The organism is Pantoea sp. ICBG 828, from assembly GCF_002928355.1.
GTDB lineage: Bacteria > Pseudomonadota > Gammaproteobacteria > Enterobacterales > Enterobacteriaceae > Pantoea > Pantoea dispersa.
Genome location: NZ_POWN01000007.1, coordinates 189,078 through 203,651, shown reverse-complemented (window position 1 = coordinate 203,651; position 14,574 = coordinate 189,078). Strand labels below are relative to the sequence as shown.

Below are 14,574 nucleotides of genomic sequence, written 5' to 3'. Positions count from 1 at the left end.
AGGTTGTTAGACTGAACCCTCGTTTCATTTTTTCCGACATCTGCGCTCATGTTACGCTCCATCGAATCCTGGAAGATCAATCTGATATCCGTCTGGTTTGGCTGCTTTTTTACCGGCCTGGCCATCAGTCAGATCATTCCTTTCCTGCCGCTTTACGTGGAAGAGCTGGGTATCCGTGGCGGCAACGCGCTCAGTATCTGGTCAGGCCTGACCTTCAGTGTCACCTTTATTGTTTCTGCCGCCGTGGCGCCGCTATGGGGCAGCCTTGCCGATCGCAAAGGGCGCAAACTGATGCTGCTGCGCGCTTCGTTTGGCATGGGCGCGGTGATTCTGCTGCAGGCGTTTGTCACTCAGGCGTGGCAGCTGTTGCTGCTGCGCGCGCTGATGGGACTGACGTCCGGTTATATTCCCAACGCCATGGCGCTGGTGGCCGCGCAGGTGCCGCGTGAGCGCAGCGGCTGGGCGCTGAGCTGCGTGTCGACCGGACAAATTGGCGGCGTGATCCTCGGCCCGATGATAGGCGGTCTGCTGGCCGACTGGCTGGGCCTGCGCATGGTATTTATCGTTACCGCGGTGCTGCTGATGGTCAGCTTTCTGGTGACGCTGTTTCTGATTAAGGAGACCGGCTACACGCCGGTGAGCAAGCAGGACAAACTGAGCGGGCGTGAGGTGATGCGCAGCCTCGATAATCCACGCCTGATGTTCTGCCTGTTCGTCACCACCATGGTGATTCAGATGTGTAACGGCTCGGTGAATCCTATCCTGACGCTGTTCGTGCGTGAGCTGGCGCCGGATGCGCAGAATATCGCGTTTCTCAGTGGTGTGATTGCCGCGCTGCCCGGCGTGTCGGCACTCATCGCCGCACCGCGTCTCGGCAAACTCGGGGATCGCATCGGTACCCAGCGTATTTTGCTGGCGACCATGATCGCCTCGCTGCTGCTGCTGATTGCCATGTCGTTTGTCACCAGCGCCACGCAGCTGGGCGTCCTGCGCTTTCTGCTCGGCTTTGCCGATGGCGCGATGATGCCGGCAGTGCAAACCCTGCTGGTGCGTCACTCACGCGATAACGTCACTGGCCGTATTTTTGGTTATAACCAGTCGTTCATGTACCTCGGTAACGTCGCCGGACCGCTGCTGGGTGCAGCGGTCTCAGCCGCCACCGGTTACCGCTGGGTATTCTTCGCTACCGCGGTCGTCGTCCTGCTCAACGTGCTGTTGCTGCAGCGCTTCTATCGCCGGCCAAAAACCGAGCTGAAACCCCTTAGCCCGGCGGCCGCCGCTAAACCGGCTGACGCAGCGTCAGCGCATAGTGCCAGCGCCGCTGAGAAAGCAAAAACTCCGGGCTGACGCTCGGGCTCCACGAATCGTCGCCGCCGACGCCCATATGGAAGCCGTCGAGATGCAGCCAGCAGCCGGGTTCGTCCTGCAGCAAATGGCGGTGCGAGGTGGCGCGCAGCTGCTCAAGGCTATGGCGGCTAAGCGAGAAGGCAAAGTCGCCGCTGATCTGCCAGCTGCCGCTATCCAGCTGGCGCGTGCCGCAGCGCAAGCCATTCTCACCCGGAAAGACGTAGCCGGTGCTGAGCGCCGCCAGCGGCAGCTGCCAGCGTGAAAACTGCGCCGCCAGCTGGCGATCCGGATAGTTTTCATGAGGCCCCAGTCCCAGCCAGCTCACCTGGTGCGGGACCTGAGCCAGCTGGCAGCGCAGGCCGATGCGCGCGGGCGGCGGCAGACCAGCGGCCTGTTGTACATCGACGCTGATAGTCAGTTCGCCATCGCCGCTGATGCCATAACGCTTATGGCTGGTAAACAGGTGCTGACCCTCACCCAGTACGCGATGCCAGGTTTCAATCTGCACGCCGTGCTGCAGGCTGTCGACCTGCATCGCCAGCAGCTCTGTTTGCAGCCGATCATAGCCCGCGCGTTTCCAGCGCTCGACCCAGGCGTTAGGGTCGATATTGGCAGCTTCGCTGGTGCCGATATCATTATCGATCGGTGCGCGAATAAAGCACTCCTCCAGCGGTGTCAGCATGGTTTCACGATCGTTCACCCACCACTGCAGCAGCGCGCCGCTGCGGCGACAGAAGTGCCAGCGCTGCGTGGGCAGCACCACCGCCACCAGATTGTGATTGGTTTCCAGCTGGGGCGCGCAGGCGCTGAGCGGCGGCAACGTAACCGGCAGCGCGGCCGGCAGCGCCCACTGATCCCAGGCCACGCGATGATCCGCCTCAGACCAGGGCGTGGCGGCGATCTGATGCACCGCGAGGTTGAGCCACGCTTCACCCTGCAGCGCTTCAGGCGCGGGCACGGTAAAGGTGTGGCTGCCTTCAGCATCGAGATCCAGCACCCATTCACCGCGCGCGAGGGTTACACCGTCCTGCTCAATCCACCAGCGCAGCCGTTCGTTGTCGCTGCGGCGGAATAAATATTCGCTGGTGACGGTTACGCGATACGCATCGCCGGGATCGCGCGTAAACTGGAAAAACTGCTGGGCGCGCTGTGCTTCAAACAGCGCCGGATGCGGCGTGCGATCGGCAAACACCAGCCCGTTCATGCAGAACTGGCGATCGTTGGGCGTGTCACCGAAATCGCCGCCGTACGCCTGCCACGGCTGGCCATGTTCGTCATAGCGCGTCAGGCTTTGATCGACCCAGTCCCAGACGAAGCCACCCTGCAGCCGCGGAAACTGGCGAAATGCCTGCCAGTATTTGGCAAAGCCACCAAAGCTGTTTCCCATCGCATGGGCGTATTCACACAGGATCAGCGGACGCGCTTCATCCGGCAGGCTGATCCATTTTTTCAGTGACCACTTCGGCACCGCCGGGAAGGGCTGGTCCTGATCGACGCGCGCATACATCGGGCACAGAATATCGGTGGCCGCCGTGTTGGCACCGCCGCCCTCATACTGTACCGGGCGCGTGCTATCGCTGCTTTTCACCCAGCGGTACAGCGCATCGTGCGTGCCGCCGTGGCCGGACTCATTGCCCAGCGACCAGATGATGATGCAGGCATGATTACGATCGCGCTGCACCATGCGCGTTACGCGTTCGCTATAGGCGGCAAACCAGCGCGGGTCGTCGGAGAGGCGGTTCATCGGCTGCATGCCGTGCGTTTCGATATTGGCTTCGTCAACCACGTACAGGCCGTACTCATCGCACAGCCGATACCACAGCGGATGATTAGGATAGTGAGCGCAGCGCACCGCGTTAAAGTTGTGGCGCTTCATCAGTTCAATGTCCTGACGCATGCTGGCTTCATCCACTACCTGACCGCGCTCGGGATGGTGCTCATGACGATTAACGCCGCGTATCAGCAGCGGCTTGCCGTTGAGGCACAGCTGGCCGTGCTCAATGCTGATGCGACGGAAACCCACATCATAAGCTTCGGCTTCAATCACCTCGCCGGCATCATCAAGCAGCGTGACGACCGCGCGGTAGAGATGAGGCGTTTCGGCGCTCCACAACAGCGGTTGCAGCACCGGCAACACCAGCAGGGTGCGTTCCGGATAGTGGCCACGTTCATCAATGATGGCGCTGCCCGGCGGCTGTTCGTGCTGCGCAATACAGTCGCCGTTGCGCCATAGCGTGACGCGTACCCGACACTGACTGAGCGGGCGCGTGCCGGCATGGATTTTGACACTCACCCGTAAATCGCCGCGCAGATATTCCGGGCTGAGCGCGGTTTCGATCTGCACATCGCTCAGGCGGGTGTCCGGTTTGTGCAGCAGCGTCACGTCGCGGAAAATGCCGCTCATGCGCCACATATCCTGATCTTCCAGATAGCTGCCGTCGCTCCAGCGCAGCACCATGACCGCCAGACGGTTGTTTCCCGGCTGCAGCGCGTGGCTGAGATCAAATTCGGCGGGTAAGCGGCTATCCTGCGAATAGCCCATCCACTGTCCGTTGCACCACAAATAAAAGGCCGAGCTGACACCATCGAAGATGATGCGCCTCTGCCCCTGGCTTAACCAGCCGTCATCAACTTTAAATGTGAGCGAGTAACAACCGGTGGGGTTCTCGCGTGGCACCAAAGGGGGATTGACCGGAATGGGATACTGCACGTTGGTATAAATGGGCGCGTCGTAGCCGTGCAACTGCCAGTTGGCAGGCACCAGCAGCGTTGCGGCGTCCGGTAAGTCCTGTAGCAGCCAGTTGTGCGGCACCGCTTCCGGCGCGGTAAAATAGCTGAAGGCCCACTGACCACTCAGCCGCTGCTGCGCAGGTGAGGGATGGCCATCGCGCGCGCTGACTTCATCGCGCCAGCTGGCAAACGGTGGATGCGCGTCCAGGCGATGCAGGCTGGTGATAACCGGGTTTTCCCAGTCACGGCGCGCCAGCACTTCACTCAGAGAAACAGCCGCTAAGGTCATAGTGAGATCTCATTAATTGTATTGCGCTCACATTGCGTGAAATAGCGATAGCTGTAAAGACGCAGCGCGCAATTTTGTTACTGCGCGCACAGCGAGCAGCACTGACGTTTGCGGCACAGCGTTCGCTGTAACTTAAGCTGGCGTATTGAGCGGTCTGTGAGGCTTTTTTAGCGGTTTCTTGCCACTAAAACGTTAAGCGTGGTGAGCAGGCATGAATAGCGCCGGGTTGCGGAGCATTCTGTATTGTCGTGTTAACCGCCGCTTTATACACTCAGCGCAATTTCAGCAACCTGAGGTCAATATGATCCGTATCGTTAAGCTCGCTGCCGTTGTGGCGCTGGTGTCCGCGTTAAGCGGTTGTCTTTTTCCGCCGCCGGGCGGCGGCGGAGGTTGGGGTGGTCCTGGCGGTGGCGGTCCCGGCCATGGATATCAGGGACCGCGTTAATTTAGCGCCAGTGCATAATTAATGCAGCGATGCGAAACGTTTTATCTGCGGCGTATTTTGTCAGTGAAACGTTTCGCCGTTATATATTGAATTTCAGCCACTTTTTTTACGCTTCGGCTAACCATTATTTTTCCTCTGGCCGGCAAAAATTCTTGTTGTTTTAATCCTGCCAATGCTAATTTTTGTTTTCCCATTCTGACTGAGTCCATCGCATGAAAAACCTGATTGCGGAACTCCTGCTCAAGCTGGCAGAAAAAGAAGAAGAGTCTAAAGAATTAGTGGTCCAGGTTGAGGCGCTGGAAATCGTGCTCACCGCCATGCTGCGCAGACTGGATGCCGCCCAGGTTAGCGACATCGCGGCGGGTATTGATCGCGCGATGCCGCCCGCCGCTTCCGTGCAGGAAAATCCGGACGCGCTGATGCTGCGCAATTACGTCGAAAAGTTGCTCAACCACCCGCGCGAATAATCCCGCCGTACGCGCATAGATTTTTTTCCGCTTTGCTTATTCCGTGCCATGCTTAACAGGCAATAATCACACGGAGAAACCGGCAATGAAATCGTGTCTTGTGGCAATAATGGCAGCAGGCCTGCTGCTGGCTGGCGGTGCGGGCGCGGCGGAGAAAACCGCGCAGCAGGAAAAAATGACGCTGTGTAATCAGCATGCTGGCGCGCAAAATCTGAAAGGCGATGCGCGTAAAAGCTTTATGAGCGAATGCCTGAAGAAAGACAGCAAAATGGGCAATATGACGCCGCAGCAGATGAAAATGAAAAGCTGTAATAGCGAAGCAGGAGAGAAAAAACTCAGCGGCGATGCGCGTAAAACCTTTATGAGCAGCTGTCTGAAGAAGAGTGCTTAAACCTCTGGCGGCCTGCGGGCCGCTTTTTTGTGTCCGCACTCGCAGGGTTGATGCGCGACGTATTTTTTCTGTCATAAACGGCACGCGTTGCCAAAACTTTACAAAATCCTTACATAAAATTCCATTTCTCCCCATCCAGTCTCTCTGACGCTTAACCGTGGCCAGAGCGGCTTTACGTGCAACATAAGGAACCTGTTGTATGGTCGCTGCGATCATTATTGGTGTATTTATTATTAGTGTGCTTTACGCCCACTCACGCGGCGTGGAAAAGCAAAAGTTTTCCCGTCAGTTATTTGATCACTCCACTTTTATGGCGCCGATCAATATGTTTATGACCGGGCTGTCGCGACTGCCGGCTAAACAGCCCTATTTTCCGGTTGAGGATTTTCCTGAGCTGCGTCAGCTGACCGATAACTGGCAGGTGATTCGCGATGAAGCTATTCGCCTGCAGGATCACATTAAAGCGGCGCAGACGCATAACGATGCCGGATTTAATACCTTCTTCAAGCGTGGCTGGAAGCGTTTCTATTTAAAATGGTATAGCGATGCACATCCGTCAGCGCGCGAACTCTGTCCGGTAACCACCGAACTGGTGAGCAACATTCCCGGCGTTAAAGCGGCCATGTTTGCTGAACTGCCGCCGGGCAGCCATCTGGGCAAACACCGCGATCCTTATGCCGGTTCGGTGCGCTATCACCTCGGGCTGCAAACGCCCAACGACGATCGCTGCTTTATTGAAGTGGATCGTCAGCGCCACAGCTGGCGCGACGGTCAGGCGGTGATCTTCGACGAAACTTACGTGCACTGGGCGCAGAATGAAAGCGAGCAGACGCGTATCATCCTGTTTTGCGATATCGAGCGGCCAATGAAATGGCGCTGGGCGCAGGCGGTCAATCACTGGGTGGGCTCGACGTTAATGTCAGCAGCGGCGTCGCCCAACGACGAAAACGATCGTACCGGCTTCCTCAACCGCATCTTCAAATACGTTTATGCGCTGCGCGATGCCGGTCAGAACCTGAAGAAACGTAATCGCCGGTTGTATTACTGGGTCAAACATGGACTGATTGTGGCGATTTTCGCGCTGATCATCGTGCCCAGCGTGTTCTTCTGATCCTTTCGTGTCGCTTAAAACGGCGGTTTAACAGTCAGTTAACCGCCGTTTCGCTTTGTTTCTCCTGCTAAATCCTCACGCTTTGCCACACTTACTCTTTGTAAGGAATTGTCGTATCAGACGAATAACCCCGAAGGAGGCGAACCGTGAGCTATCAATCTGTCGTGGAACTCAAGGCGCTGGCGCAGCGTAAACCCACTAAAGTGACCGTCGGTGAAACGGATATGGTGCTGATTCGCGACGGCGACCGCGTGCAGGCGCTGCAGGCAAAATGTCCGCACGCGGGCGCCCCGCTGGAGCAGGGCGCAGTGTGCGGCGACAAACTGGTGTGTCCGTGGCATAAGGCGGTGTTTGAGCTGCGCGATGGCAAAATGTGCGAGCCGCTGGCGCTGGCCAATCTCAAACGTTATCCGGTGCGCATTGAACAGGGGCAGGTGCTGATCAATCCGCAGGCGATGTCGCCGGCCAGTGCGCCGGTAGCTCAGGGTGAAGCGCCGGTGTGCGTGATTCTCGGCTCTGGCGCGGCGGGCAGTGCTGCGATCTGGACGCTGCGCGATGAAGGCTTTAGCGGTCGTATTGTGCGTATCGAGCGTGAAAGCGACGCACCTTACGATCGCACCACGCTGAGTAAATTTGTCCCCTCCGGCAAGATGGCCATCGACGAGGTACCAAAGCTGCTGAAACAGGATGTGCTGGGCCCGGTGGTGTGGCTGCAGGGGGAGGTGGTGCAGCTGAAGGCGCAGGAGCAGACGCTGGTGCTGAAAGACGGGCAGCAGGTGAAGTTTGACCAGTTGCTGATCGCGACCGGCGGCGTGCCGCAGCCGCTTGATATCCCGGGCAAGGATCTGGATGGCGTGCACCTGCTGCGTTCACTGCGCCAGGCCGACACGCTGATTTCGCAGGTGGATGAGGCGCAGCAGCTGGTGATTATCGGCAACAGTTTTATCGGTATGGAAGTGGCCGGTGCGCTGCGTAACCGCGACATAGATGTCACGGTGGTGGCGCGTCATCCGCTGCCATTTGCCAGCCAGTTCGGCGAAGAGATTGGCCGTCATTTTTATGAGCTGCACCGCAGCAACGGCGTGAAGTTTGTCGAGGGTGAACCGGAAGCGCTGACCGGTGAAGGTGCAGTGAGTGGCGTGCGGCTCAAAGGTGGCAAAACCGTGCCAGCCAGCCAGGTGCTGTTTGCCACCGGCATTGTGCCGGCCACCCATTTTATTCACGACCTGCCTTTACAGAAGGATGGCAGCCTGCTGGCCGACAGTCAGCTGCGGGTCAGTGAAAACATCTGGGTCGCGGGGGATATTGCCAGCTATCTCACGCCGCGCGGCGTGCAGCGTATTGAGCACTATCGCGTGGCGCATCAGCAGGGGCGCATTGCCGCGCTGAATATGCTGGGCAAACGCATCATGTACGATCGCGTGCCGTTCTTCTGGACTGCGCATTACGGCACCCGCTATGAGTATCTGGGACATGCAGAGGAGTGGGACGATTATCGCCTGCTGGGATCGCTGCAGGACAAACGCTTTATCGCTTTTTACTGCCAGCAGGGCATGATTGCGGCAGTGTGTTCAGCCGGCATGTATACGCTCACCGCCGCGCTGGTGCATGAGATGCAGCAGCCAATGACGCTGGAACAAGGCCTGGCGCTGTTTGAAGCGTATCAGGGTTAAGGTTCAATTCCGCAACCAACAGTTCCCTCTCCCGCAAGCGGGAGAGGGTTAGGGTGAGGGGAAACCCGCACCATCACTGCTTACTCAGCGCCTCGGACTTCGCCATGCACTGCTGCATCGCGCCCATCACCGCAGCGCGGAAGCCTTTCTCTTCCAGCACCTTCACCGCTTCAATGGTGGTGCCGCCCGGTGAGCACACCATATCTTTCAGTTCGCCAGGATGTTTGCCGGTCTCCAGCACCATCTGGGCGGAACCTTTTACCGCCTGCGCCGCAAACTGATAAGCCTGTGCCCGCGGCATGCCGCCCAGCACGGCGGCATCAGCCATCGCCTCGATAAACATAAACACGTAAGCCGGTGCCGAGCCGCTGACGCCCACCACGGCATGAATCAGATACTCGTTCACCACCGCCGCTTTGCCGAAACTCTCAAAAATGGTCACCACCTCGTCCACTTCCTGCGGTTCCACCAGCACGTTCGGCGTAATAGAGGTCATGCCTTCGTTGACCAGCGACGGCGTATTCGGCATCACGCGGATGATTTTACGGTCATGACCGAGTACCGCCGCCAGCGAATCCAGCGTCACACCTGCAGCAATCGACACCACCAGCGCATCTTTCTTCAGCTGGCCGGCCAGATCCTTGAGCACTTTGAGAATCACGTTGGGTTTCACCGCGCCAAACAGAATGTCCACTTCACGTGCCAGACTCTCGACGCTTTCCGCCGCCGTCACGCCATACTGCTGCGCCATCGCCTGGTTGGTGTCGGGTTTTCGATCGTGCACCCAGATATTGGCCGGGGCGATCTGCCCGCTGTTCACCAGGCCGCTGATGATGGCTTTCGCCATATTGCCGCAGCCGACAAACCCGATTTTCTTCTCCAGCATCGCTTTATCCTTTACGTGGTTCGGTTTTCTCAGTGGGTTAGCTTACGTCAGCGGCGGTGAATAACAAGTCGCGCACAAATAACATTTGCCATTCGCGGCCAGCGCGGCAAGATCGCAGGCATTGCCCGTTAATAAGGATTAAACATGTCGATTTGGGTGGATGCCGATGCGTGTCCCAATGTCATCAAAGAGGTGCTGTATCGCGCCGCTGAGCGCACCAAAGTCACCGTGACCTTCGTCGCTAACCAGCCGCTGCGCGTACCGCCGTCGCCGTTTCTGAAAACGCTGCAGGTGGCTGCCGGCTTTGACGTGGCCGATAACGAGATTGTGAAACGCGTGCAGCCGGGCGAGCTGGTGATTACCGGCGATATCCCGCTGGCAGCAGAAGTGCTGGAGAAAGGGGCGGCAGCGCTGAATCCGCGCGGGGAGCGCTACAGCAGCGATACCATTCGTCAGCGCCTGACCATGCGCGATTTTATGGAAACGATGCGCGCCAGCGGCATTCAGAGCGGCGGCCCGTCGGCATTAAGCCCACGTGACCGCCAGCAGTTTGCCAACGAACTGGATAAATGGTTACGTCAGCGTTAATCAGACGAAGCTGTCGTCGTCGTCAAAATCACCGCCGCTGCCGAAATCGTTGAAATCATTGTTATCGGCAAAGCTGTTGTTGTCCCAGCCTGAATTGTCATTCAGGAAGGCATTGTTGCTGTCATTGCCGTTGAAGGTGTCCAGATTATCATCCACCTGCGGCAGCGCCGGTTCGTTGATGATATTGACGATCTCTTCCGGCTGCGAATGGTGGAACAGGCTGGTGAGCATGTCCGCCATCACCACACCGCCGGCCACGCCGACAGCCGTTTGCAGTGCGCCACCCAGGAAACCGGTACCGCGCGCCGGTGCAGCATACTGCTGCTGAGGCGGTGCGGCATATTGTGGCTGTTGCGGTGCGCTGTTCCATGCCGGCTGTTGCGGCTGCGCCGGGCGTGAACCGCCGCCAAACAGGCTCGACAGGAAACCGCCGCTGCTTTGCTGCGGGGCCTGCTGCTGCGCCTGCGCCAGACGACTCTCCAGCTCCGATACCTGCGCGTTGAGCTTTTTCATCGCCGCTTCCTGAATCAGGATCGCCTGCGCCATGTAGTAGGGCGCACCGGGCTGGCTCTGTAAATGCTGATTGATTAACTGTTCGGCACCGGCATCACGCGGGCCGCTCTGGCTTTCTGCCTGTTTCAGACGGCTGAACAGGCTTTCAATAAGTTGTTGTTCCTGGCTCTGCATGGTGAACCTCCGGTTAGGCATAGCGTGTTGTTCTTCAGGCGACCAACAGGACGTCCGTTGCCTGAACTATAAAGCGTATATGCGGGCTGCGTGACAGAAAGTAAATCAGCGGCCTGGTAAGCAAATGTTGCCCCGCGCTTACAAATCGCCTGATGCACGAAATGCGCATCGTTTTCCCTTTAAAAATCAAAATAATGGCATTAGCTATCGCTGAAATACGCGTAATTCGTGCTTCGCGGCTGGCTGATAAAATAAAATCCAGGTATCATGCGACGCATTATTGACCTGATGACGTTGCCCGCGCGGCAGACTACGGCGGAGGATGAGCCCGGATGTCATTACCCATCTATCTGATCGGCGCACGCGGTTGCGGTAAAACCACCATTGGCCAGGCGCTGTCGCAAGCGCTGGGCTATGCCTTTCGTGACACCGACCACCACCTGCAGCTCACCACACAGCGCAGCGTGGCAGAGATTGTGGCGACGGAAGGCTGGGACAGCTTTCGCGCGCGTGAAAGTGAATCGCTGCGAGCGGTTACCGCACCTGCCAGCGTAATCGCCACCGGCGGCGGCATGGTGCTGGCTGATGTCAATCGCCACTTCATGCGCGAGCATGGTCAGGTCATCTGGCTCAACGCGCCCTCTGGCGTGCTGGCCGATCGGCTGGAGCGTCAGCCAGAAGCGGCACAGCGTCCGACCCTGACCGGCCGGCCCATCGCGGAAGAGATGGAAGATATCCTGCGCGAACGCGCGCAGCTCTATCGTCAGGCCGCGCACCATGAAGTCAACGCGATGCAGGCACCGGAGCAGGTGGTGGAACATATTCTGCAATCGCTGTCTCTCGCCCGCGCCAGCTAACTGCCTAAGAATTCTCCCTCTTTTTTACAGCGATCCTCGATTGTCTATACTCAATAGCAGGCAGAGGATCACCGCTGTCTGTGTGGAAACCTGACATAAGAGGGAAAACGATGCCAACCAGACCACCCTATCCGCGAGAAGCGCGCATTGTTGCCGTTGAAAAAGGGCAGGCGGGCAATACCGTCACCTGGTATGAATTACGGGCCGATCATCCACGTCCGGATACCTTAATTAGCGAACATAAATCGGAAGCGGAAGCGCAGGATGCCAAAGACCGCTATGAAGATGTGGAAAAAGAATAATCCCGGCGGGCAGGGATGCCCGCTTTAGCGTAATTACGTCCGGTCGCTAAATAGATTTTTTATTTTCCCTGATGCGCTAATTACGGCGATAAAAGCTGCCGTCTTTTCTGTTTAATCGCTCTCCTGCCTGATAACGTCTTTTTATTTTGCCTTTAGCCCTTATTTTCTGCTGCCTTAAATAGCCTGCGTTTTGTCCGGTGCAAAATTTGCGCTTGACCGATAAACCGTCGCGTTTTACTTTCGGGTTATCGATACAGGAACTCAGTTCCATATAGTGAAACCAGCGCCATGACCACACTCGAAAATGCCGCCGCCGTGCTTAAGCTGTTTCAGCGCTTTGGCGTGGCGCAGGGCCATCCCGGCCTGACCTTTACCGAGGTGGTGGAGGCGCTGGGGCTGCCGAAAAGTACCGTGTCGCGCCTGCTGGCGACCATGGAAAGCGAAGGTTTACTGGAGCGCGATCCCGACAGCCGCTGTTTTCAGATTGGCCGCGTGCTGTTGTCCGTTGCCGGGCACTATCTTTCGACACCGCTGATTGACAGCGCATCGGCGCCGATGGCGCGCCTGGCGGCCAGCAGCGGCTGCATGGGCTATATCTCGGTGCTGGACGGGGACGATGTGCTGGTGATGCGCATGTACCACGGTCGCTTCTTTACCCAGCTGGTGACGCCGCCTGGTACACGGGTATCGGTTACCGGCACGTCGACCGGCCGCGTGCTGTTAGCGCAGCTGAGCGATGACGAGGTGCGCGCGCGCTTCAGCGATAACTGGCAAACCGCGTCGATCAATTCACCGCTGAACATCGATGCACTGTGCAAAGAGCTGGCATTGATTCGTCAGCAGGGCTGGGCACTGGCCCGCAATGAAACGCTGCCTGGCATTAGTTCGCTTGCCGTAGCGGTAACCAATAAACACCGCGGTGAAAGTGCCGCACTTTGTCTCTCATTTCTTTCGCAGGAAGCGGCCCCGGGTTATCCGGAAGCGCTGCTCAGCGAATTGCGCGCAACGGCTGCACTGATGGCCGAAAAATACGGCGCAGCGTCCTGAATAAAACAGGACAACCCTAATTTGATTTCAAGGCGTAATACTTCGCGCCACACCGGGGAAATAGCAGGTCTTCGGACCTGCTTATTTCAATAATCAGGGAACGATGAATAAAACGTTGAGGTTCCGCGTGTCGGGCACAATGTCATTGCGCGTTTTCTACAGGGTGAAAATACGGGGATAATATGCGTCTGGATAATCCAATAAAAAATATTGGCGTGGGCCTGATGCTGGTTCTGCTGTCAGTTGCAGGGGCCATCATTGGGGTACAGCTGATCACAACTATTGGGGTAACGCCCAATACTTCTATTATCGGCGCGCTATTTGCCATGCTGCTGGCGCGCATTCCACTGCAGTGGTTTCGCCGCTACCGTTCGGTTGAAGTGCAAAACCTTGCACAGACCGCCATCTCTTCCGCCACCTTCGGCGCTGCCAACAGCCTGCTGATGCCGATTGCCGTGCCGTGGGCGCTGGGTGAGCCGCAGCTGGTGCTGCCGCTGTTTGTCGGCGTCAGCGCGGCAATGCTGCTGGATGCGTGGCTGCTGTATCGTCTGTTCGACACGCGCGTGTTTCCGGCCAGCAATGCATGGCCACCGGGCGTGGCAGCGGCAGAAGCGATCAAAGCCGGTGATAAGGGCGGTCGCCAGGCGTGGCTGCTGGTGGCTGGAATCGTGGGTGGCGTCGCGGGCTCAATGCTGAAAATCCCGATGTCCGCTTTTGGTACGGCATTCATTGGCAATATCTGGGCGCTGACCATGCTCGGCATCGGCTTCCTGCTGCGTGCCTATGCGCAACCGGTTGCCGGTATCGATATTAACGCGCTGTACATTCCGCACGGCGTAATGGTCGGAGCCGGTCTGGTGGCGCTGATTCAGGTGGTGCAGGTGATTCGCAGCCGCCGTCACGACAACCTCAACGTTAGCCGCAGCGACAGCGAAGTCAAACGCGCGCTCGGCCTGGGGACTGTCGGCTATATCGTGATCTCGGCACTGCTGGCGCTGGGCGGCGGCCTGTGGAGCGAAATGGGCCTGCCGATGCTGCTGCTGTTTATTATCTACGCGGCCTTTGCCGCCTTTGTGCATGAGCTGATTGTCGGCATCGCCGCCATGCACTCGGGCTGGTTCCCGGCCTTCGCGGTAGCGCTGATCACCCTGATCCTCGGCATTCTGCTCGGCTTCCCGCCGCTGGCGTTGTGCCTGCTGTGCGGCTTCACCGCGGCCACCGGTCCGGCCTTCGCTGATATGGGCTATGACCTGAAGGCCGGCTTTATTCTGCGCGGCAACGGGGCCGATGTGCAGCAGGAGCTGTGGGGCCGCCGCATCCAGCTGATCGCCGCGATGATCGCTTTCGTCATCGCAATTCCGGTGGTGTGGTATGCGCATAACCTGTTCTTTGTCGACAATCTGCTGCCGCCGGTGGCGCGCGTTTACGCCAAAACCATTCAGGCCGGCGCGGAGCCGGGCATTGCCGGTAGCCTGCTGATGTGGGCGATTCCGGGGGCGATTATTCAGCTGATCGGCGGGCCTAAGCGCCAGCTCGGCGTGCTGTTAGCCACCGGTCTGTTAATCAACAACGCCGCCGCAGGCTGGGCGGTGCTGGTCGGGATTGCGTTACGTGTCCTGATCCTGCGCGTGTGGGGCGAGCGTGGACGTTCACCGATGGAGGTGATGGCCGCTGGATTCATTGCGGGCGACGCGCTGTACAGCTTCTTCCACTCACTTTTTGCCAGTAGCAGTAAGAAATAATCCAGGGATTTA

At 58.1% G+C, this 14,574-nt stretch carries 15 protein-coding genes; 10 read left to right on the top strand and 5 right to left on the bottom strand.

Annotated features, from left to right (window positions below):
* Positions 1–48 precede the first annotated feature (48 nt).
* Complete coding sequence (locus C1Y43_RS17995) at positions 49–1,347, top strand: multidrug efflux MFS transporter (protein ID WP_058757990.1); 1,299 nt, start codon at positions 49–51, stop codon at positions 1,345–1,347.
* Here C1Y43_RS17995 and C1Y43_RS17990 read toward each other — a convergent pair.
* Complete coding sequence (locus tag C1Y43_RS17990; RefSeq protein ID WP_104189131.1) at positions 1,280–4,366, bottom strand: beta-galactosidase; 3,087 nt, start codon at positions 4,364–4,366, stop codon at positions 1,280–1,282. The genes C1Y43_RS17995 and C1Y43_RS17990 overlap by 68 nt on opposite strands.
* A gap of 486 nt (positions 4,367–4,852) precedes the next feature.
* Positions 4,853–5,005, bottom strand: coding sequence for a hypothetical protein (locus tag C1Y43_RS23840; RefSeq protein WP_155519908.1), 153 nt, complete (start codon positions 5,003–5,005; stop codon positions 4,853–4,855).
* Positions 5,006–5,023: 18 nt separating this feature from the next.
* Between C1Y43_RS23840 and iraP the strand changes: the two genes are divergently transcribed.
* From iraP to C1Y43_RS17970, 4 genes are all read left to right on the top strand, one after another.
* Positions 5,024–5,278: an anti-adapter protein IraP gene (gene iraP, locus C1Y43_RS17985; protein WP_021507236.1), complete on the top strand. Its 255-nt coding sequence runs from the start codon at positions 5,024–5,026 to the stop codon at positions 5,276–5,278.
* 85 nt (positions 5,279–5,363) lie between these two features.
* A complete protein-coding gene (locus C1Y43_RS17980) occupies positions 5,364–5,669 on the top strand; it encodes a PsiF family protein (protein WP_058757988.1) in 306 nt (101 codons plus the stop codon).
* A 199-nt stretch (positions 5,670–5,868) separates the two neighbouring features.
* Entirely contained in the window at positions 5,869–6,780 is a 912-nt protein-coding gene (lpxO, locus tag C1Y43_RS17975; RefSeq protein WP_021507234.1) for a lipid A hydroxylase LpxO, read from the top strand.
* A 146-nt stretch (positions 6,781–6,926) separates the two neighbouring features.
* On the top strand, positions 6,927–8,453 hold the full coding sequence (locus C1Y43_RS17970; RefSeq protein ID WP_058757987.1) for an FAD-dependent oxidoreductase: 1,527 nt from the start codon (positions 6,927–6,929) through the stop codon (positions 8,451–8,453).
* Positions 8,454–8,526: 73 nt separating this feature from the next.
* Here C1Y43_RS17970 and proC read toward each other — a convergent pair whose 3' ends face one another.
* Positions 8,527–9,339, bottom strand: coding sequence for a pyrroline-5-carboxylate reductase (gene proC, locus C1Y43_RS17965; RefSeq protein WP_021507232.1), 813 nt, complete (start codon positions 9,337–9,339; stop codon positions 8,527–8,529).
* A 144-nt stretch (positions 9,340–9,483) separates the two neighbouring features.
* On the opposite strand from proC, the gene C1Y43_RS17960 reads away from it, so the two are divergent.
* Positions 9,484–9,927 (top strand): YaiI/YqxD family protein, encoded by a 444-nt coding sequence (locus C1Y43_RS17960; RefSeq protein ID WP_010616571.1) that lies wholly within the window; start codon positions 9,484–9,486, stop codon positions 9,925–9,927.
* Here the strand turns inward: C1Y43_RS17960 and C1Y43_RS17955 are convergent, their stop codons facing one another.
* The gene (locus C1Y43_RS17955) at positions 9,928–10,614 is read right to left on the bottom strand and encodes a DUF2076 domain-containing protein (protein ID WP_058775202.1); all 687 of its coding nucleotides are present in this window, start codon (positions 10,612–10,614) and stop codon (positions 9,928–9,930) included.
* Positions 10,615–10,946: 332 nt separating this feature from the next.
* Between C1Y43_RS17955 and aroL the strand changes: the two genes are divergently transcribed.
* A complete protein-coding gene (gene aroL, locus C1Y43_RS17950) occupies positions 10,947–11,471 on the top strand; it encodes a shikimate kinase AroL (protein ID WP_021507230.1) in 525 nt (174 codons plus the stop codon).
* Between the two features lie 110 nt (positions 11,472–11,581).
* Positions 11,582–11,773, top strand: coding sequence for a YaiA family protein (locus C1Y43_RS17945; protein WP_021507229.1), 192 nt, complete (start codon positions 11,582–11,584; stop codon positions 11,771–11,773).
* A 76-nt stretch (positions 11,774–11,849) separates the two neighbouring features.
* On the opposite strand, the gene C1Y43_RS23680 is transcribed toward C1Y43_RS17945, so the two are convergent.
* Positions 11,850–12,044 carry a hypothetical protein gene (locus tag C1Y43_RS23680; protein ID WP_132466392.1) on the bottom strand — a complete coding sequence of 65 codons (195 nt, stop codon included), beginning with the start codon at positions 12,042–12,044 and terminating at the stop codon, positions 11,850–11,852.
* Positions 12,045–12,061: 17 nt separating this feature from the next.
* On the opposite strand from C1Y43_RS23680, the gene C1Y43_RS17940 reads away from it, so the two are divergent.
* Both C1Y43_RS17940 and C1Y43_RS17935 read left to right on the top strand, forming a co-directional pair.
* Complete coding sequence (locus C1Y43_RS17940) at positions 12,062–12,820, top strand: IclR family transcriptional regulator (protein WP_058757986.1); 759 nt, start codon at positions 12,062–12,064, stop codon at positions 12,818–12,820.
* 182 nt (positions 12,821–13,002) lie between these two features.
* Positions 13,003–14,562 (top strand): OPT/YSL family transporter, encoded by a 1,560-nt coding sequence (locus C1Y43_RS17935; RefSeq protein WP_104092635.1) that lies wholly within the window; start codon positions 13,003–13,005, stop codon positions 14,560–14,562.
* Positions 14,563–14,574 lie beyond the last annotated feature (12 nt).

Excerpts from the sequence above, each read along its gene's own strand:
- C1Y43_RS17995 (WP_058757990.1), top strand. The coding sequence starts at position 49 with ATGTTACGCTCCATCGAATCCTGGAAGATCAATCTGATATCCGTCTGG.
- C1Y43_RS17990 (WP_104189131.1), bottom strand. The coding sequence starts at position 4,366 with ATGACCTTAGCGGCTGTTTCTCTGAGTGAAGTGCTGGCGCGCCGTGAC.
- C1Y43_RS23840 (WP_155519908.1), bottom strand. The coding sequence starts at position 5,005 with ATGGGAAAACAAAAATTAGCATTGGCAGGATTAAAACAACAAGAATTT.
- iraP (WP_021507236.1), top strand. The coding sequence starts at position 5,024 with ATGAAAAACCTGATTGCGGAACTCCTGCTCAAGCTGGCAGAAAAAGAA.
- C1Y43_RS17980 (WP_058757988.1), top strand. The coding sequence starts at position 5,364 with ATGAAATCGTGTCTTGTGGCAATAATGGCAGCAGGCCTGCTGCTGGCT.
- lpxO (WP_021507234.1), top strand. The coding sequence starts at position 5,869 with ATGGTCGCTGCGATCATTATTGGTGTATTTATTATTAGTGTGCTTTAC.
- proC (WP_021507232.1), bottom strand. The coding sequence starts at position 9,339 with ATGCTGGAGAAGAAAATCGGGTTTGTCGGCTGCGGCAATATGGCGAAA.
- C1Y43_RS17960 (WP_010616571.1), top strand. The coding sequence starts at position 9,484 with ATGTCGATTTGGGTGGATGCCGATGCGTGTCCCAATGTCATCAAAGAG.
- C1Y43_RS17955 (WP_058775202.1), bottom strand. The coding sequence starts at position 10,614 with ATGCAGAGCCAGGAACAACAACTTATTGAAAGCCTGTTCAGCCGTCTG.
- aroL (WP_021507230.1), top strand. The coding sequence starts at position 10,947 with ATGTCATTACCCATCTATCTGATCGGCGCACGCGGTTGCGGTAAAACC.
- C1Y43_RS17945 (WP_021507229.1), top strand. The coding sequence starts at position 11,582 with ATGCCAACCAGACCACCCTATCCGCGAGAAGCGCGCATTGTTGCCGTT.
- C1Y43_RS23680 (WP_132466392.1), bottom strand. The coding sequence starts at position 12,044 with ATGGAACTGAGTTCCTGTATCGATAACCCGAAAGTAAAACGCGACGGT.
- C1Y43_RS17940 (WP_058757986.1), top strand. The coding sequence starts at position 12,062 with ATGACCACACTCGAAAATGCCGCCGCCGTGCTTAAGCTGTTTCAGCGC.
- C1Y43_RS17935 (WP_104092635.1), top strand. The coding sequence starts at position 13,003 with ATGCGTCTGGATAATCCAATAAAAAATATTGGCGTGGGCCTGATGCTG.